General features: G+C 61.4%; 18 protein-coding genes. 4 read left to right on the forward strand and 14 right to left on the reverse strand.

The genetic code is table 11. The features are described from left to right. Positions 1 to 9: 9 nt before the first annotated feature. The 8 genes from rpsO to rimP all read right to left on the reverse strand — a co-directional run bounded on the left by rpsO (position 10) and on the right by rimP (position 8768). The gene (gene rpsO / locus A6U86_RS20405; RefSeq protein WP_047635766.1) at positions 10 to 279 is read right to left on the reverse strand and encodes a 30S ribosomal protein S15; all 270 of its coding nucleotides are present in this window, start codon (positions 277 to 279) and stop codon (positions 10 to 12) included. 153 nt (positions 280 to 432) lie between these two features. Beyond that, entirely contained in the window at positions 433 to 1284 is an 852-nt protein-coding gene (locus tag A6U86_RS20410) for an alpha/beta fold hydrolase (protein WP_068394795.1), read from the reverse strand. Between the two features lie 93 nt (positions 1285 to 1377). Next, on the reverse strand, positions 1378 to 2310 hold the full coding sequence (gene truB / locus A6U86_RS20415) for a tRNA pseudouridine(55) synthase TruB (protein WP_068394796.1): 933 nt from the start codon (positions 2308 to 2310) through the stop codon (positions 1378 to 1380). 12 nt (positions 2311 to 2322) lie between these two features. Next, positions 2323 to 2739, reverse strand: coding sequence for a 30S ribosome-binding factor RbfA (rbfA, locus tag A6U86_RS20420; protein ID WP_068394797.1), 417 nt, complete (start codon positions 2737 to 2739; stop codon positions 2323 to 2325). 248 nt (positions 2740 to 2987) lie between these two features. Then, a complete protein-coding gene (gene infB, locus A6U86_RS20425; RefSeq protein ID WP_068394798.1) occupies positions 2988 to 5705 on the reverse strand; it encodes a translation initiation factor IF-2 in 2718 nt (905 codons plus the stop codon). A gap of 101 nt (positions 5706 to 5806) precedes the next feature. Next, positions 5807 to 6499 (reverse strand): RNA-binding protein, encoded by a 693-nt coding sequence (locus A6U86_RS20430; protein ID WP_068394799.1) that lies wholly within the window; start codon positions 6497 to 6499, stop codon positions 5807 to 5809. Then, a complete protein-coding gene (gene nusA / locus A6U86_RS20435; protein ID WP_068394800.1) occupies positions 6496 to 8103 on the reverse strand; it encodes a transcription termination factor NusA in 1608 nt (535 codons plus the stop codon). Before nusA ends, A6U86_RS20430 begins: the two co-directional genes overlap by 4 nt. A 59-nt stretch (positions 8104 to 8162) precedes the next feature. After that, positions 8163 to 8768, reverse strand: a complete 606-nt coding sequence (gene rimP / locus A6U86_RS20440) for a ribosome maturation factor RimP (RefSeq protein WP_068394801.1) — start codon at positions 8766 to 8768, stop codon at positions 8163 to 8165. A 298-nt stretch (positions 8769 to 9066) separates the two neighbouring features. Between rimP and A6U86_RS20445 the strand changes: the two genes are divergently transcribed. Next, complete coding sequence (locus A6U86_RS20445; RefSeq protein ID WP_068394802.1) at positions 9067 to 9627, forward strand: hypothetical protein; 561 nt, start codon at positions 9067 to 9069, stop codon at positions 9625 to 9627. Continuing rightward, the gene (locus A6U86_RS20450; RefSeq protein WP_068394803.1) at positions 9627 to 9929 is read left to right on the forward strand and encodes a transcriptional regulator; all 303 of its coding nucleotides are present in this window, start codon (positions 9627 to 9629) and stop codon (positions 9927 to 9929) included. Before A6U86_RS20445 ends, A6U86_RS20450 begins: the two co-directional genes overlap by 1 nt. 64 nt (positions 9930 to 9993) lie before the next feature. Here A6U86_RS20450 and A6U86_RS20455 read toward each other — a convergent pair whose 3' ends face one another. Both A6U86_RS20455 and recR read right to left on the reverse strand, forming a co-directional pair. Beyond that, a complete protein-coding gene (locus tag A6U86_RS20455; RefSeq protein WP_141683763.1) occupies positions 9994 to 11436 on the reverse strand; it encodes a lytic murein transglycosylase in 1443 nt (480 codons plus the stop codon). A gap of 22 nt (positions 11437 to 11458) precedes the next feature. After that, positions 11459 to 12064, reverse strand: a complete 606-nt coding sequence (recR, locus tag A6U86_RS20460) for a recombination mediator RecR (protein WP_068394804.1) — start codon at positions 12062 to 12064, stop codon at positions 11459 to 11461. A 57-nt stretch (positions 12065 to 12121) separates the two neighbouring features. On the opposite strand from recR, the gene A6U86_RS20465 reads away from it, so the two are divergent. Beyond that, positions 12122 to 12745: an MOSC domain-containing protein gene (locus A6U86_RS20465; RefSeq protein WP_068394805.1), complete on the forward strand. Its 624-nt coding sequence runs from the start codon at positions 12122 to 12124 to the stop codon at positions 12743 to 12745. On the opposite strand, the gene A6U86_RS20470 is transcribed toward A6U86_RS20465, so the two are convergent. Continuing rightward, positions 12742 to 13353, reverse strand: a complete 612-nt coding sequence (locus A6U86_RS20470; protein WP_068394806.1) for a LysE family translocator — start codon at positions 13351 to 13353, stop codon at positions 12742 to 12744. The two genes, A6U86_RS20465 and A6U86_RS20470, sit on opposite strands and share 4 nt — an antisense overlap. 92 nt (positions 13354 to 13445) lie before the next feature. Next, the gene (locus tag A6U86_RS20475) at positions 13446 to 13982 is read right to left on the reverse strand and encodes an alpha/beta hydrolase (RefSeq protein WP_068394807.1); all 537 of its coding nucleotides are present in this window, start codon (positions 13980 to 13982) and stop codon (positions 13446 to 13448) included. Positions 13983 to 14091: 109 nt separating this feature from the next. Here A6U86_RS20475 and A6U86_RS20480 point away from each other — a divergent pair, with 109 nt between their 5' ends. Further along, positions 14092 to 14568: an Lrp/AsnC family transcriptional regulator gene (locus A6U86_RS20480; RefSeq protein ID WP_068394808.1), complete on the forward strand. Its 477-nt coding sequence runs from the start codon at positions 14092 to 14094 to the stop codon at positions 14566 to 14568. Positions 14569 to 14590: 22 nt separating this feature from the next. Here the strand turns inward: A6U86_RS20480 and A6U86_RS20485 are convergent, their stop codons facing one another. After that, entirely contained in the window at positions 14591 to 14914 is a 324-nt protein-coding gene (locus tag A6U86_RS20485) for a YbaB/EbfC family nucleoid-associated protein (protein WP_068394845.1), read from the reverse strand. Positions 14915 to 15019: 105 nt separating this feature from the next. Further along, a complete protein-coding gene (locus A6U86_RS20490) occupies positions 15020 to 16894 on the reverse strand; it encodes a DNA polymerase III subunit gamma/tau (protein WP_068394809.1) in 1875 nt (624 codons plus the stop codon). Positions 16895 to 16938: the final 44 nt, after the last annotated feature.

The raw sequence follows: 16938 nt of genomic DNA on the forward strand, positions 1-16938 counted from the left end.
GAAATTCGATTAGCGGCGAATACCGAGGCTGGTGATCAGCTTGGTATAACGGCCTTCGTCCTTCTTCTTGAGATAATCAAGAAGCGAGCGCCGGCTGGAGACCATCGTCAGGAGGCCACGACGGGAGTGGTTGTCCTTCTTGTGGTCCTTGAAGTGGTCCGTGAGGTTGTTGATGCGCTCGGTCAAGATCGCAACCTGGACTTCCGGAGAACCGGTGTCGCCTTCGACGGTAGCGTATTCCTTGATCAGCGCAGCCTTGCGCTCAGCAGTGATCGACATCGGATAGTCCTTTCTATGAGAGGAAATTAAAGTCGCCAAACGCCGGGATGTCGTCCAGCATTGGCCGCGAATGCAATCGGGCAGGCCCGATGCTGGCGCTGCCTATAAACCAAATAAGCCGCAATGGAAAGAGGCTTGTCCTCCAGGCGGTTTTCAGCGGCCCGCCATGGCATTCCGGATCATGGCATCATAACCCTCGGGATCCTGCAGCATGGCGAAATGGCTGGCGTCCTTCAGGATCACGAGCTTTGCGCCCGGTATCTCCTTTGCCATCATCTCAGTATGGTCGAGCTTCACCGCTTCATCATGGTCGCCGATTGCAAGCGTGACAGGCACGGCGATCTTTCCAAGGTCGGCTGCCGTCCATGCCGGCTGCGTGGCCCACATCTGCGAGATCTGGTTGACGAAGGCGTCGTATTCGTTCGGTGTCGGCGACAGTTTCCGGTAATATTCGCCGGCGACATCGATGTAGTTACTGAAGGTCTTGTTGTTCATGACGTCAGGCTTCACGCCGTCGGTGGTGACATTTGCCGCCTGGGCGATCACGCGTGTCAGCTTTTCGGGGTGCTTCATCGCCATGTCGATGCCGATAATGCCGCCATCAGACCACCCGACCAGCGTCACCTTGCCGATCTTCAGGTAGTCAAGCAACGCGACGTAATCCGAGGTCATCAGATCGTAGCCGAAGGGCTGCTCGCTGCGCGTCGAGCGGCCATGGCCGCGGCTGTCGGCAACGATGACGAGATGATCCCTGGCGAAATCGGCGACCTGAGCGCCCCAGACATCCGCATTCCCAAGTCCTCCATGGATGAAGAGGATCGGGTCGCCCGCGCCGTATTCGGCATAATACATCTTGATGTCGTTGATATCGGCCATGCCGCTGGCCTTCGGCTGTGGCATCGGCGGAAAGGCCGGGAGCGCGGCCCACCGCTCGGCGGCATGCGCGCTCGCAATTGTCAGGAACAACGAAAGAAACGTCAGTAATCCGATGGCAGCTCTGCGCATGGTCTCCCCCTTGGACGGGCCTTCATGACCCGTCGGGGAGCATATCGCATCGCTATTGCCCTGCAATAGCCGCCTCTTTGGCCCGGATGCCGGTCAGGCGAAAACGCGTTTCGGGCGGAATTCGCCTTCGCCGATCTCGCCGATGGCGATCAGCTTGCCGCGCGCCGTGGCATAGGCCTCGGTTTCGGCAATCGGCGCATCGCGGCCGCGCACGAGGATGGGGTTGCCCATCTTCAGGCGGTGGGCCTGATCGTCGTTGATGATGAGATGCGGCAGGGATGACAGTGCTTCGGCCGTATCGATCAGCAATGCATCGAGCGCGGCGAGCCGCTCGTCGGCATCTTCGATTGCCTCAAGCGCCACGAGATCCGCCAGCGGCACCATCGCCTCTTCGGCAAAGGGGGCGACGAAGCTGCGACGCAGCTCGGAGATATGGCCGAAACAGCCGAGATTGCGGCCGAAATCGCGGGCAAGCGCCCGAACATAGGTGCCCTTGCCGCATTCCACTTCAAAATGCGCCGTGTTGGCATCCGGGCAGGCCAGCAGCGTCAGGCGGAACACTTCCACCTCGCGTGAGGGGATCTCGACGGTTTCGCCCTCGCGGGCCAGGTCATAGGCGCGCTCGCCGGCGATCTTGATCGCCGAGAACTGCGGCGGGATCTGGCTGATGACGCCGGTATATTGCGGCAGCAGCGCCCGAATGTCCTCTTCGCTCGGACGCTTGTCAGAACTCTCGGTCACTTCGCCTTCGAGGTCGTCTGTGGCGCGTTCTTCGCCCCACGTGACGGTGAATTCATAGATCTTGCGGCCGTCCATGACATAGGGAACCGTCTTGGTGGCATCGCCAAGCGCGATCGGCAGCATGCCGGAGGCAAGCGGATCGAGCGTACCGGCATGGCCGGCCTTTTGGGCCTTGAACAGCCACTTGATCTTGGAAACGGCCTCGGTCGAGCCGAAATCCACCGGCTTGTCGAGAATGAGCCAGCCCGAAATCGGGCGGCCCTTGGGCTTGCGTGGCTTGGACATTGTCTGTCTCTGTTATCGGTTTTCGTCGGTGTCGGTATCGTCGTCCTTGAGGTCGCGCTGGACCTCCGGCGACCGCAGCAGCGCATCGATCTTCTTGTAATTGTCGAAGCTGGTATCGTCGCGGAAGCGGACTTCCGGCATGTACTTCATCTGCCGAAGCAACGGGCCGAGACGGCCGCGGATATATTTCGAATGACGATTGAGGGTGTCGATGACGACATCATGGTCGGCGACGCCCAGCGGCGTCACATAGGCGGTGGCGATCTTCAGGTCCGGCGACATGCGCACTTCGGAAATGGAAATCACGGTGCGCTCGATCAGGTCGTCGCGCACTTCGCCGCGCTGCAGGACCTGCGTGATCGCGGCGCGCACTTGTTCGCCGACGCGAAGCATACGCTGCGAAGGCGCGGAAGAGGTTGGTCTGGTCATGGTTTTTCCGTTAGCAGCGTCCCCTGGACGCTATAAAGCGGGTCACATGACTCGATCCGGCGCAAAGGTCAAGGCTGGATGGCCCGATCTGCCCTCCAGAGGCCCAGAATCCGGCTGAATATGGCGTCCTGTTCCTCCCGATCGGGGAAAGCGGCAGGGTGCAGCACCCTTCTCCAACTCCATCGAACCCAATGAAAAACCGCCGGCGATAACCGGCGGTTTTGATATCTGGCCAAAAGGAAGGCCGCTTACAGCGTGCGGGTGATGTGCTCCACGCGGAAGCATTCGATCGTATCGCCGGCGCGGATGTCTTCGTAGTTCTCGAAGGCCATACCGCATTCCTGGCCGACGTTGACTTCCGAGACTTCGTCCTTGAAGCGCTTGAGCGTCTTGAGCTTGCCTTCGTGGATGACGACGTTGTCGCGCACCAGGCGGACGCCGACGCCACGTTCGACCTTGCCTTCGGTAACGCGGCAACCTGCGACCTTGCCGACCTTCGTGATGTTGAACACCTCGAGGATTTCGGCATTGCCGAGGAAGGTTTCGCGACGCTCCGGAGAGAGCAGGCCCGACATCGCTGCCTTCACGTCATCCACCAGGTCGTAGATGATGTTGTAGTAGCGGATTTCGATGCCTTCACGCTCGGCCATCGTACGGGCCTGGGCATTGGCACGGACGTTGAAGCCGATGATCGCCGCGTCGGAAGCTCCGGCCAGCGAAATATCGGATTCGGTCACGCCGCCGACGCCCGAATGGACGATGCGGGCGCGAACCTCGTCGGTGCCGAGCTTGTCCAGTGCGCCGGCAATGGCTTCGATCGAGCCTTGCACGTCGCCCTTGATAACCAGCGGGAACTCCTTGGTGCCAGTGGCCTGCAGCGTCATCATCATCTGTTCCAGCGAACCGCGCTGGACGGACTGACGGGCTGCTGCCTTGTCGCGGGTGAGGCGCTGGCGGTATTCGGAGATTTCGCGGGCACGGCTTTCGTTCTCAACGACGGCGAACTTGTCGCCAGCCTGCGGTGCGCCGGAAAGACCGAGGACCTCGACCGGCATGGCCGGGCCGGCTTCCTTCACATGCTCGCCCTTGTCGTTGACCAGTGCGCGCACGCGGCCCCACTGATCGCCTGCAACGACGATCTGGCCGGGACGCAACGTGCCCTTCTGGATGAGGACGGTAGCGACCGAGCCGCGGCCACGATCAAGCTGGGCTTCGATGACGGTGCCTTCCGCGGTGCGGTTCGGATTGGCCTTGAGGTCAAGGATTTCCGCCTGCAGCAGGATGGCTTCGAGCAGCTTGTCGAGGTTGACGCGGTTCTTGGCCGAGACTTCGACGTCGAGCACTTCGCCGCCCAGGGATTCGACGAAGACCTCATGCTGCAGCAGTTCCATGCGGACCTTCTGCGGATTGGCTTCATGCTTGTCGATCTTGTTGATCGCCACGATGATCGGAACACCGGCCGCCTTGGCGTGATTGATCGATTCGATCGTCTGCGGCATCACGCTGTCGTCGGCGGCAACGACCAGGATGGCGATGTCGGTCGCCTGGGCGCCGCGAGCACGCATTGCCGTAAAGGCGGCGTGGCCGGGAGTGTCGATGAAGGTGATCTTCTGGCCGTTATGTTCGACCTGATAGGCGCCGATATGCTGAGTGATGCCACCGGCTTCACCGGACACCACATTGGCGTGGCGGATGGCGTCGAGCAGTGATGTCTTGCCGTGGTCGACGTGACCCATGATGGTGACGACGGGCGGACGGGACACCAGTTCGCCGTCTTCGTCGGCAACGTTGAAGATGCCGTGTTCGACGTCGGATTCGGAAACGCGCTTGACGGTATGGCCGAATTCGTTGGCGATCAGCTCGGCCAGATCGGCGTCGATGACGTCGCCCGGCTTCAGCATCTGGCCTTCCTTCATGAGGAACTTGATGACGTCGACGGCGCGTTCAGACATGCGCTGCGACAGTTCCTGGATGGTGATGGTTTCCGGCAGCACGACTTCGCGCGAGATCTTTTCGCGCGTTTCCTGCATCTGGCTGCGGCGGAACTTTTCCTGGCGGCGGCGCATGGCCGAAAGCGAACGGCCGCGAGCGCTGCCGTCTTCGTCGACATTGGCCGTCGTCACCGTCAGCTTGCCGCGGCGGCGCTCGTCATCCGTCTTCGGGCGGGTGGTAACCGGCTTTGCCGGCTCAGGACGCGTAACCTTGCCGCGTACCGGAGCGCCGCGCGGAGGACCACGATCGGTTTCTTCTTCGTTGACCCGGCGGCGATTGGCCGGAGCCTCTGCCGCGGGAGCACCAGGGCGTGCCGGAGCCGCATCGGGGCGACGGGCAACGACAGGAGCCGGAGCAGCCTGAGCTGCCGGCTTCGGTGCTTCGACCGGTGCAGGTGTCTCTGTCTTGGCTTCGAGGGCGCGAGCCGCTTCTTCTTCGGCGCGGCGTGCGGCTTCAGCCTGCTCTTCAATGCGGCGGGCTGCCTCTTCCTCGGCGCGGCGTGCGTCCTCCTCGGCGCGACGAACCGCATCGGCGGCGTCGCGGACCTGGGCTTCGGCAAGCGCGCGGCGGCGAGCATCCATTTCGCCGGCTGACAGATGGTTCAGAACCACCGGGCGCGACGAACGTTCCTGCTGCGGGCGCTGCTGGTTGTTCTGGTTGGATTGCTGCGGACGCTGCTGCTGGCCACCCGGCTGATGAATGCGCGGAGCCGGCTGCGGCGGGCGCGGCGGCTGCGGCGTCGGTTCCGCAACGCGCGTCACGGATGGTGCCGCGGCAGCGGTCGTCGAAGCAACGATCGGCTTTTCGTCTTCGGGGCGTAGCGGACGGCGCTTGCGGGTTTCAACCACGACCGCCTTGGTGCGACCGCGGCCCATGTCCTGGCGCACGGTGCCCTGGTTCACGCCTGAAGGCTTCAGGGTGAGAGTCTTCTTACCTGAAACATTCAGCGTCTTGTCGTCTTGATTGTCGGTCATTCCGTTCCCGTTCCTTCGGACAGGGCTCGGAAACGTCCGTCAGACCCTGTCGTTCAATGCATGTACCTTAATGAGGCGTCCGGTATTCACCGGTGACCGCGTCATTGTTTTCGCCGGCCAGCGCCGCCCGTTGCCCGGGACTGACCGCCGTTGCGGTACCGTTCGAGCAGGTTTGCGCGCTTCACTACACCTTCACCCGCCCGCCCTGCAAGCGCTGCGGCATGGATAAAAGCGTTCTGGCCCATCAGTTCTTCCATTTCCGCCTCCGTAAAGACACGGAAAGACGGTATTTCCTCTTCGGTTTCCATACCGAGATGCCAGGCCTTTCGTGCCTGGTCGATCTTGCGAACGCCGTCGGCTGCGGCATCGATCGCATGGAACACGGCGAGTGCCGAACCATTGCGAACCGCGCCGTCGACCTTCGACGAGCCATTGACGAACTGGCCCGCCTTGCGCGCCATGTGCATCATCCCGGCAAGCTGCGCCACGAGAAGGCGGTCGACGGTGGCGCCGAGATCGCCCGGTGCCGTCACCTCCGCCTTCAAGGCGCGTGAAAACAATTTCTTTGCCACTGCCTTGTCCACGAGTGCCCGGTCGAACTTGACCCAGCAACCGCGTCCCGGCAGCTGCCGCTTCAGATCGGGAACAACGGTTCCGTCCGGAGCGGCGACGAAGCGGATCAACTCGTCGGCTGATCCGCTTTCGCGTGTTACGATGCACATGCGGCCGTTTGCGCCGTCACCCCCGAGATTGTCGTCTTCGGGCGGTGCGCTCGGCCCCTCGGTGATCGTCATGCCTGTTGCTCGGCTTCATCCTCCGCGGCGACCTCTTCGGTCTCGGTGGCGAGATCGGCTTCGGTGATCCAGCCGGCCAGCAGGCGAGCCTGTACGACCATCTGTTCGGCTTCGACGCGCGAGACCTCGAGCTTGGAGAACAGGCCCTCGAACTTCTTTGTCTCGCCGTTCTTGCGTTCGGACCAGCCGACGAGGTCGTCTGCGGCGCAGCCGGCGAAGTCTTCGATCGTCTTGATGCCGTCCTCACCGAGGGCAACCATCATCTGTGCGGTCATGCCGTTGATCTCACGCAGCTCGTCGGAAACACCGAGCGCCTTGCGCTTCTCGTCCATTTCGGCTTCGAGCTTCTCCAGATATTCGCGGGCGCGGGTCTGGATTTCCTGGGCGGTGTCTTCGTCGAAGCCGTCGATGGAGGAGATTTCCTCGAGATCGACGTAAGCCAGTTCCTCGACGGCGGCAAAGCCTTCCGAAGCCAGAACCTGGCCGACCATTTCGTCGACGTCGAGCGCGTCCATGAACAGGTTGGTGCGCTCGTTGAATTCCTTCTGGCGGCGCTCCGATTCCTCGGCTTCCGTCATGATGTCGATATCCCAACCGGTCAGCTGCGAGGCGAGGCGGACGTTCTGACCGCGGCGGCCGATGGCCAGCGACAGCTGCTCATCCGGAACCACGACTTCGATACGCTCGGCATCCTCGTCGAGAACGACCTTGGCGACTTCGGCCGGCTGCAGCGCGTTGACGACGAAGTTCGCCGGCTCGCTGGACCAGGGAATGATGTCGATCTTTTCACCCTGCAGCTCGCCGACGACGGCCTGAACGCGCGAACCGCGCATACCGACGCAGGCGCCGACCGGATCGATCGACGAGTCGTTCGAAATGACGGCGATCTTGGCGCGCGAGCCCGGATCGCGGGCAACCGATTTCACCTGGATGATGCCGTCGTAGATTTCAGGCACTTCCATGGTGAAGAGCTTGACCATGAACTGCGGATGCGTGCGCGACAGGAAGATCTGCGGACCGCGCTGTTCGCGGCGCACGTCGTAGACATAGGCGCGGACGCGGTCGCCATAGCGGAAGTTTTCGCGCGGGATCATCTCGTCGCGGCGGATGATGCCTTCGCCACGACCGAGGTCGACGATGACGTTGCCATATTCGACGCGCTTGACCGTGCCGTTGACGATTTCGCCGACGCGATCCTTGAATTCGTCGAACTGGCGGTCACGCTCGGCTTCGCGCACCTTCTGCACGATGACCTGCTTGGCCGACTGGGCAGCGATGCGGCCGAAATCCATCGGCGGCAGCGGATCGGCGATGAAATCGCCAAGGGCTGCATCCGGGTTGCGGTCGCGCGCCAGTTCCAGCGGGATCTGCGTGGAATAGTCTTCTGCCTTCTCGACGACTTCGAGCAGGCGCTGCAGACGGATTTCGCCGGTCTTCGGGTTGATGTCGGCGCGGATGTTCGATTCCGTGCCGTAACGCGAGCGCGCGGCCTTCTGGATCGCGTCCGCCATCGCGGCAAGCACGATCTCGCGGTCGATGACCTTTTCGCGCGCCACTGCATCTGCGATCTGCAGAAGTTCTAGCCGGTTCGCACTGACTGCCATTTTTAGTCTCCGTCTTCCTGCCCTGGGGTTCCCGTCCCGTTAGGCGGTTCGTTGATCGGTTATTCTTCTTCGTCCGCTTCGTTCTGGTTCGCTGCCTCGGCTTTCGCCAGCTTGTCGGCGCGCAACGCATCGCGGATGAGATCGTCCGTCAGGATCAGCTTGGCGTCGGCCAGCGTGCTGAACGGAATGATTACTTTCGGCTCTTCGCCATAAGCGACCTGGTCGCGTTCGATCGTAAAGCCTTCGTCGGTGACGTCGGCGATCTTGCCGCGGAACCGCTTGCGGTTGTCCACCAGGATCGATGTCTCGCACTTGACGATATGGCCGATCCAGCGGACGAAATCCGACTTGCGCACCATCGGGCGGTCGATGCCCGGCGAAGATACTTCGAGATGATACGCCTTATCGATCGGATCTTCCACATCCAGGACCGGAGAAATGGCCGTCGAGACCTCTTCGCAATCCTGGACGGTCATGGTGCCGTCGTTGCGCTCGGCCATAATCTGCAAGGTCAGGCCGTTCTGGTTGAGAAGGCGTGCCCGCACAAGGCGAAAGCCCAAGCCGACGATTACGGGCTCGATGATGGCGGCGACGCGCTGGTCAAGGCCGGTTTCGACGATCAGGCGCGGTTCATTGGTATTGTCTGCGTTTGTCACTTCCGACAAGCGTTCACTCCTGCAGGGTGCTGCATTTGGGAGATCGAGCTAATAAAAAAGAGCGGGTCCTTGCGGCCCACTCTTCATCACACGATCAAGAATTTGAAAGCGGATATAAGCCCGTTTCCGGCAAATTGCAAGGCTTTTGCCGGACGCTTTAGCCATGCGCGAATGGCATTGGGATATCGATGGTCGCAAAGAACTCTGTTTGACAGAGTACTGGTCGTTATATACTCTGTACTACAGAGAACGATGTCACGCAGAGTGTGATCCCCGATCGCCTTGAAACATTGGAGGAGCAGCGCCTATGGAGATCTCTCCCACGGAAGCCCGGCATGCCTTGCATGAAGTCGAACTGGCAACCCTGCGCAGCAACCGCTCGAAACGGTATCGCGGCTCGGCCCCCTATCTCGTTCTTTGGGGCGCCATCTGGTTTGTCGGTTATTCGAGCATGTTCTTTTGGCCGACATTATCGGCAAATTTGATCTGGCTGGTTTTGGATGGCTTGGGTCTGGCGGGCAGCGTGCTGATTGGCGTGAAGACATTTCGCACCCGCGACGACGTGAAGAAGGTCAACGGGCGCGTCTTGGCCGTCTTTGCGATTATCACGCTGTTCATGCTTGCCACGATCAAGGTCATGCAGCCGATGGATGCCGCTCAATACGCCATATTTCCGGCGCTGGTTCTCAGCCTCGCCTATGGATTGATCGGGGTATTTTTCCTCCGCGGCTTCGTGTGGCTTGCCGTGGCCGTATCGCTTGGCAGCCTCGTGCCATACGTCTTTCTGCAGCCGTGGTTGTCGCTCTGCATCGCCGTGTTCGGCGGCGGCAGCCTGCTGATCGGCGGTTTTTGGATGAGGAAGCTGTAATGGCGGTTCTCAACGAGGTGATCCACCAGTCCCTGCGCCTGAAGATCATGGCCGCTCTTTACGCTCAGGCTGCGAGCGAGGCGCTGGAATTCACCACCCTCAAGAAGATTACCGGCGCGACGGATGGCAATCTGGGCAGCCATCTGTCGACGCTCGAGCAAGCGGGATACATCTCTACAACCAAGGCCTTCGTCGACAGGAAGCCGCAGACCCGCATATCTCTGACGCGGGAGGGGCGTCGCGCCTTCCGGGAACACGTAGCCTATCTCAGGGAAATCGTCGAACTGGCTGAGGGCAAATAGGCCAATTTTCCCGACATCATCCGATGGCGGGAGGCCGGATGAACTTCCTGCATCCGGGAGGCAGTTACTTCAAGACGCCAAGCATGGAACTGTCGGGATAGCAGGTTGGCTTCATGCCGCTCTTTTCCTGCCATTGGCCGATCGAGCGTCTGGTTTTGTAGCCCGGCAGGCCATCCGTGCCGCCGACGTCGTAGCCCTTGCGTTCCAATGTCTTCTGCATTCCGGCGACATCGGAGCGCAGCATCTTGCCGACATCGCCCCATTTTTCCTGAAAGGCGCCGCCGCCATAGGCAATGCGATCGGCGAGATTGCCGATGTAGAGGCCGTAGAGGTCGGAATTATTGTATTCCTTGATGACGTAGAAATTCGGCGTCACGATGAATTCCGGCCCGTCACGACCGGCCGGCACCAGCATCATGCCGCTGGCGCGCAACTCGTCCGAGGGAAATGCCTTGCCGGAAATCCGTGCGATCCCAAGCGCAGTCCATTGCGAGATCGGCTTGGCAAGGTCCGGTCCTTCCTGCGCGCAGGACACATTCTGCGGAATGGTGACCTCGTATCCCCAGCCGCGGCCGCGTTGCCAGCCCTTCTGAACCATATAGTTGGCTATGGATGCCAACGTGTCCGGCACCGAAGTCCAGATGTTGCGGTGGCCGTCGCCATCGAAATCGACGGCGTATTTCAGGTAGTTGGTCGGCATGAATTGCGGCTGGCCAAGCGCGCCGGCCCAGGATCCCTTGAACTGATCCGGCGTGACGTCACCGTGATCGAGGATGCGCAGCGCGGCGATGAGCTCGGTGCGGAACATGTCCTTGCGGGTCGACATGAAGGCCTTGGTCGCCAACACCTGGATCGCCGAATTCGGCAGTTTGGCGGCGCCAAAGCCGGTCTCGCGACCCCAGATGGCGAGCAGGATCGGTCCCGGCACGCCATAGGTCTTCTCGATCTGCCGCAGCACTGGCCCATATTGCGAGGCGAGGCTCCGGCCGGTGGCCGCCAGCTTCTGTAGCCGCGCCTCGTTGAAATAGGGTGCGGGCGAGGAAAATTCGGCCTGCGTCTGTTTCTGCTCCTTCGGCTTTGGAAAGCCCGGCGGCACCAGATCCGGCAAATCCCAGTTCAGCGTCACGCCGGCGAAAGCGGCCTGGAATATCCTGTCGGAAATCCCGTCCTTCCGTGCTTCCGGCCGCAGGTCCTTCTGAATCCAGGCCTGAAACTGCGCTTCGACATCGGCCTTCGAGGCGGCGAGCGCGGGCAGGGGGAGGAGGGTGAGGAGGAGGATGAGCAGCCGTAGAATGTGTCGGAAGATACCCCCCTCTGTCCCTTTCGGGACATCTCCCCCACAAGGGGGGAGATCGTTGGCGGCGCGTTTCGTGCCATGCCGACGGTCCGAGGTTTCTGCAGATGCGGCAGCTGATTGTTTGATGAAGACGGTGCCACAAGCGACCGATCTCCCCCCGTGTGGGGGAGATGTCACGAAGTGACAGAGGGGGGTGAGCACTCTCCTCATACGCAGTCCTTTATTGCAGCAGTCAAATCGCCGTCCGCGCCCTAAGCGCCGCCGTGAGCGTGCCTTCGTCGAGATAATCGAGCTCGCCGCCTACAGGCACGCCATGGGCAAGACGGGTGATCTTGACCTCGAGGCCGGCAAGCCTGTCGGTTATATAGTGTGCTGTGGTTTGCCCTTCCACCGTGGCGTTAACAGCGATGATGATCTCGCGGATGCCACCTTCGCTGACGCGCTCGATCAGGCCGCGAATGTTGAGATCGTCGGGCCCGACGCCGTCGAGCGGCGACAGCACGCCGCCGAGCACGTGATAGGCGGCGTTCATCGCGCCGGCTCGCTCCAGCGCCCAGAGGTCGGAAACGTCTTCGACCACGATGATGATGGACTGGTCGCGGCGATCGTCGGTGCAGACGGTGCAGGGATCGACGGTATCGACATTGCCGCAGCGCGAGCAGATCTTCACCTTGTCATAGGCATCGCCCATGGCGTGAGAAAGCGGGCCGAGCAGCTGATCCTTCTTCTTGATCAGGTGCAGCGCCGCGCGCCGCGCCGAGCGTGGTCCGAGCCCAGGCACCTTCGCCAGAAGCTGGATGAGTTTTTCGATTTCGGGGCCGGTGACTCGCTTTGCCATGGGAGGCTTTTAGCCCATATGCTCACGAAACGGAATCATCGAAGGGACGGTTGGCCGATGAAAATTCTGGCCGTTTGCGTCGGCGGCGCCGAAACGCTGCCCGGCAGGAAAAGCAGGACCGGCATCAACAAGCATGCCGTGAGCGGCGCCGTCATGATCGACGGGGAAGGTCTGATCGGCGACGCGATCTGCGATCGCCGGCATCATGGTGGCCGCGATCAGGCCGTCTATGTCGAGGGATCATTGACTTTGGACTGGTGGGCGAAAGAACTCGGCCGGGCTGTGGAATACGGTTCCTTCGGCGAAAATCTCGTCATCGAAGGGCTGGACAATTGCGCGGTGGCAGTCGGTGACAGATTCATAGCTGACGATCTAGTTCTGGAGGTCACCTCGGCTCGCATCCCCTGCGCCACCTTCGCAGCGAAGATGGGCGATCCGAAATTCGTGAAGCGCTATATGCAGGCAGGGCGGCCCGGCATCTACTGCCGTGTCCTTCAGAGCAGCACGGTGGGTGCCGGCGCGGAGGTGACATATCTTCCCTATGAGGGCAGCCGTGTCACCATGCCGGATTTGATGGCAATGCTCGGCGGGCGGTTGTCACCGGAAGATCGGGCGCGTTATCTCACAACACCCATTCACCATAGGCTGCGGGCTTTTCTCGAGACTGATCCTGGCGGTTAGCGCATGGCAATCGCCACGGCAGCGCCTGCCATGGTGGCGGCGCTGGTGCGGTTGGCGATGCGCACGGCGCGGCGGCTCTTGAGGAATGTTCTCGCCTTCGCCGCAAGCATTGCCCAGGAAAGGTCGATGACGACAAGCACCACGAACATCGTCGCCACCAGCTCGGCCCAGCCGGAAAGCGTGACGGCGTGAAGATCGATGATCGAGGGCAGCAGTGCCACATAGAACACCATGATCTTCGGATTACCCATGGTCACCGTGAAGCCGGCAAGGAAAAGCCGTGCGGCTGATTGTTCGTCCGGCAGCTGTTCTTCCGCCGTATCCGAGGCGGCGGACCACATCTTCCAAGCGAGGTAGAGCAGATAGGCGACGCCGAGCCATTTGATGATCACGAAAGCCCAGTGAAAGGTCTCGGCGACGGTCGCAAGGCCGGCAACAGCACACGTCAGCCAGATCGCCTCGCCAAGCCACATGCCGGAGAGAAAGGGCAGCACGTTACGTGCACCCTTGGTGAGGACGCGTGCCACAAGCGCTGCGATGTTGGGACCCGGCGATCCCGCCGCGATGAACAACGCACCGGCAAAAATAAGCAGCATCGACAGGCTCATCGCATTCTCTCCGATCGGGCAGGCCAGAGGATTTCTGGAAGACGCCAGAAATAGCACTCCGGCCGCCGTTTTCCAAATTGCCGATTTCGCACTCAGCCGAGTTGCGCGCGAAATCGCTCGAAGAGTGCCTTGCCATCGGGCCAGTCGCTCAGCCCGGATGCCGAGTTGATGTGGCCGAGCGGTCCGGCATCGACAAACGCACTGCCCCAGACTTCGGCGCTATCGCGGGCATAATCGTAAGGGCCGTAGGGATCGTCGGTGCTGGCGACGAGCATGGAGGAAAACGGCAGTCGTTGCCGTGGCGGATTGGCGAAACTGCCGGCCTCGGCGAGATAGACCTCACCTGTCGGTTCCGGTGGGGCGACAAGAAAGACACCGAGGATTGGTCTCTTTTGCAGAGGTGCCCAATGGGAGATCAACTGGCAGGCAAGACTGTGGGCGATCAGGATCGGCGGCATTTGCGAGCGGGCGATTTCGCGGTCCAGCGCTTCGATCCAGTCGGTGAGGATCGGCTTGTCCCAGCTCGATGGCTGGAATCGGCGCATGCGCGGATCCTGCCGCTCCCATAAGGTCTGCCAATGATCTCCGTCGGAGCCGCCAAGCCCCGGCAGCATGATGATGTCGCTCATCTCTGTCCTCTCTTGCTATCTGACGAGAGAAACTGACACCTTGCTCAGGCAATTGACATTGCAATCCATCGGATAAAATCTTCACCGCCCGATGAATTGAAGGTGAAATATGGAAAGCATCGAAAAGGGACTGGATCCGACTGATATGTCGATCATCGAGATCCTGCAGCAGGATGGAAGAATTTCCGTATCGGAACTCGGCCGCCGCGTCGGCCTTTCGCAGCCGGCGGCGTCGGAGCGGTTGAAGCGGCTGGAAGAAAGAGGTGTTGTCGCAGGCTATCGCGCCGTCATCGACCCCGCCGCCGTCGGCCTCGGCATGATGGCGGTCATCCGGCTGCGTACCTCGCATGAGCATATTCGCCCCTGTCTGAAGCAGTTTTCGGAAATGCCCGAGATAATCGAAGTTCTCAGATTGACGGGGGAGGATTGTTTCCTGCTCAAGGTCCTGGTGCCGACAGCGGCAAACCTTGAAACCATCGTCGATTCCATCGCCCGCCATGGTGCGGTCACGACGTCGCTCGTACTGCGAAACGAGCCGGCAAAGGCGATCGGCCGCGAATTGATCCGCAAGGCGACCGCCCGGTAGCTAAAGTCTTTGGGCGCCGATCTCAGAAAGGCAGCTTGAAACCGGGCGGGATCGGCAGGCCGGCCGTCAGTTCACGGGTCTTTTCGGCGGTGATCGCCTCGGCCTTGTCCTGGGCATCCTTGTTGGCGGCAACGATCAGGTCTTCGAGGATCTCGACATCCTCTTCCTTGAAGAGCGACGGATCGATCTTGATGCCCAGCATCACGCCCTTGCCGTTGACGGTGGCGGTGACGAGGCCGCCGCCGGCCTTGCCTTCGACGCGAATGTCGGCAATCTCCGACTGCATCTTCTCCATCTTGGCCTGCATTTCCTTAACTTTGCCCATCATGCCCATGATGTCGCGCATCGTCATTTGTCCTTCTTCTGCATGTTGCTATTCCCGACGGCTACAATCTGCCGCCAGCCGCTGCGGTTGTCGAGCCGAGCGGTCCTGCTGTTGTCTATTTTAACCTTAAAATTCTATGTCGTCGCCCGGCAGGATGTCGCCGTCGACGGATTCGGCGATGGCCGGAGCAGCGGTCTGCTCTTCTTCCTCGACTTCCGGAGCCCGCACGCGCACGTCGATGATCTTGGCGCCGGGAAATTGCGACAGGATCGCCGCGACATCGGGGTCCTGGCGCGCGTCGGCAACCCGTTGCTTCTGCGCATTCGCTTCGGCTTCCACCAGCGTCGGCTCGCCCTCGTCGCGGCTGAGGCTGACGATCCAGTGTATACCGGTCCATTCCTTCAGCTTGACGGCGAGCTCGTTCAGCAAAGTGCCCGGCGCGCCGGGCGCAAGGCTGACATCGAGCCGGCCCGGCTCAAGCCTGACAGGGCGCACGAAGCTGCGCACCAGCGCCTTGACCTTCGGATCGCGCTTCTGGCCTGCAAGCTCGGCGATATCGGTCATCGAGTTGATCGGCACCAGCGGCTTCGGCGCTTCGGCAGGCTTCTGCTCGATGCGGCCCACAGGTTGCGAATCCAGCTGTGTATTCGGCACAGAGCGCAACATCGCGACCGGCGCTGATGGCGTGGGTCGTGGAGCCGATGTTTCGATGGCTCGCGCCACGGCGCTGCCTTGATAGGAAACCGCCGATCCCCCGCCATTGCCCGCAGGCGCTCCCAAGGGTGGACGTGCGCCGCCATTGCTATCGGAAAATTCCGCAAGCCTGCGTGCGGCATCTTCCGGCGCAGGCAGATGGGCTGCATGTGCCAGCCGGATCAGCACCATCTCAGCAGCGCCAGCGGTTCTCGAGGCGTTTTCGGTCTCGGCGATGCCCTTCAGAAGCATCTGCCAGATACGCGACAGCGCCGTCACCGCCACACCCTGCGCAAACTCGGAGGCCTTTATGCGCTCGACTTCGCTCAGCGACGGATCGTCAGCGGCATCGGGCACATATTTCAGGCGAGTGACGAGATGGGTGAAATCGGCAAGGTCGGTCAGCACGACGACGGGGTTGGCGCCGGCTTCGTACTGGCTGTTGAATTCTGCCAAGGCGGCCGAAACGTCGCCTTTGACGATATGGCCGAAGAGATCGACGATGCGGGCACGGTCGGCAAGGCCCAGCATCGCGCGCACGGCATCGGCGGCAACGAAACCGCTGCCATGGGCAATTGCCTGGTCGAGCAGCGACAGGCCGTCACGGGCCGAGCCTTCGGCGGCGCGGGCGATCATGGCGAGCGCTTCCGGCTCAGCCTCGATGCCTTCCTTGCCGGCAATGGTAGTGAACAACCCGACGAGATCGGAAGCGCTGATGCGGCGCAGGTCGAAGCGCTGGCAGCGCGACAGCACCGTGATCGGAACTTTGCGGATTTCGGTCGTGGCGAAGATGAACTTCACATGTTCGGGCGGCTCTTCGAGCGTCTTCAACAGCCCGTTGAAGGCCGCCGTCGACAGCATGTGCACTTCGTCGATGATGTAGACTTTATAGCGCGCCGAGACCGGCCGGTAGCGCACCTGCTCGATGATCTCTCTGATATCGTCGATACCGGTATGGGAGGCGGCGTCCATCTCGATGACGTCGACATGCCGGCCTTCCATGATCGCCTGGCAATGCTCGCCGGGATCGCGCAGGTCGATCGTCGGACGATCGATGTCCGATGTCTTGTAGTTGAGGGCGCGGGCAAGGATACGGGCCGTCGTCGTCTTGCCGACGCCGCGCACGCCGGTCAGCATATAGGCCTGCGCAATGCGACCGGTCTCGAACGCGTTTGTCAGCGTTCGAACCATCGGCTCCTGGCCGACCATGAGGTCCGTGAAGTCCTTGGGCCTGTACTTGCGAGCCAGCACCCGGTAACCGGTGCCGGTCGAGGCGGCATCTTTTGCTTGTCGCTCGCTGTCGCTCATCGCCCTGCTTATTTTGCCCGCAGAAAGCCGGGTCTTGCTTTCAG

The sequence above is a fragment of the Rhizobium sp. AC27/96 genome, from assembly GCF_001692325.1.
GTDB lineage: Bacteria > Pseudomonadota > Alphaproteobacteria > Rhizobiales > Rhizobiaceae > Rhizobium.

Excerpts from the sequence above, each read along its gene's own strand:
- rpsO (WP_047635766.1), bottom strand. The coding sequence starts at position 279 with ATGTCGATCACTGCTGAGCGCAAGGCTGCGCTGATCAAGGAATACGCT.
- A6U86_RS20410 (WP_068394795.1), bottom strand. The coding sequence starts at position 1,284 with ATGCGCAGAGCTGCCATCGGATTACTGACGTTTCTTTCGTTGTTCCTG.
- truB (WP_068394796.1), bottom strand. The coding sequence starts at position 2,310 with ATGTCCAAGCCACGCAAGCCCAAGGGCCGCCCGATTTCGGGCTGGCTC.
- rbfA (WP_068394797.1), bottom strand. The coding sequence starts at position 2,739 with ATGACCAGACCAACCTCTTCCGCGCCTTCGCAGCGTATGCTTCGCGTC.
- infB (WP_068394798.1), bottom strand. The coding sequence starts at position 5,705 with ATGACCGACAATCAAGACGACAAGACGCTGAATGTTTCAGGTAAGAAG.
- A6U86_RS20430 (WP_068394799.1), bottom strand. The coding sequence starts at position 6,499 with ATGACGATCACCGAGGGGCCGAGCGCACCGCCCGAAGACGACAATCTC.
- nusA (WP_068394800.1), bottom strand. The coding sequence starts at position 8,103 with ATGGCAGTCAGTGCGAACCGGCTAGAACTTCTGCAGATCGCAGATGCA.
- A6U86_RS20445 (WP_068394802.1), top strand. The coding sequence starts at position 9,067 with ATGGAGATCTCTCCCACGGAAGCCCGGCATGCCTTGCATGAAGTCGAA.
- A6U86_RS20450 (WP_068394803.1), top strand. The coding sequence starts at position 9,627 with ATGGCGGTTCTCAACGAGGTGATCCACCAGTCCCTGCGCCTGAAGATC.
- A6U86_RS20455 (WP_141683763.1), bottom strand. The coding sequence starts at position 11,436 with ATGAGGAGAGTGCTCACCCCCCTCTGTCACTTCGTGACATCTCCCCCA.
- recR (WP_068394804.1), bottom strand. The coding sequence starts at position 12,064 with ATGGCAAAGCGAGTCACCGGCCCCGAAATCGAAAAACTCATCCAGCTT.
- A6U86_RS20465 (WP_068394805.1), top strand. The coding sequence starts at position 12,122 with ATGAAAATTCTGGCCGTTTGCGTCGGCGGCGCCGAAACGCTGCCCGGC.
- A6U86_RS20470 (WP_068394806.1), bottom strand. The coding sequence starts at position 13,353 with ATGAGCCTGTCGATGCTGCTTATTTTTGCCGGTGCGTTGTTCATCGCG.
- A6U86_RS20475 (WP_068394807.1), bottom strand. The coding sequence starts at position 13,982 with ATGAGCGACATCATCATGCTGCCGGGGCTTGGCGGCTCCGACGGAGAT.
- A6U86_RS20480 (WP_068394808.1), top strand. The coding sequence starts at position 14,092 with ATGGAAAGCATCGAAAAGGGACTGGATCCGACTGATATGTCGATCATC.
- A6U86_RS20485 (WP_068394845.1), bottom strand. The coding sequence starts at position 14,914 with ATGCGCGACATCATGGGCATGATGGGCAAAGTTAAGGAAATGCAGGCC.
- A6U86_RS20490 (WP_068394809.1), bottom strand. The coding sequence starts at position 16,894 with ATGAGCGACAGCGAGCGACAAGCAAAAGATGCCGCCTCGACCGGCACC.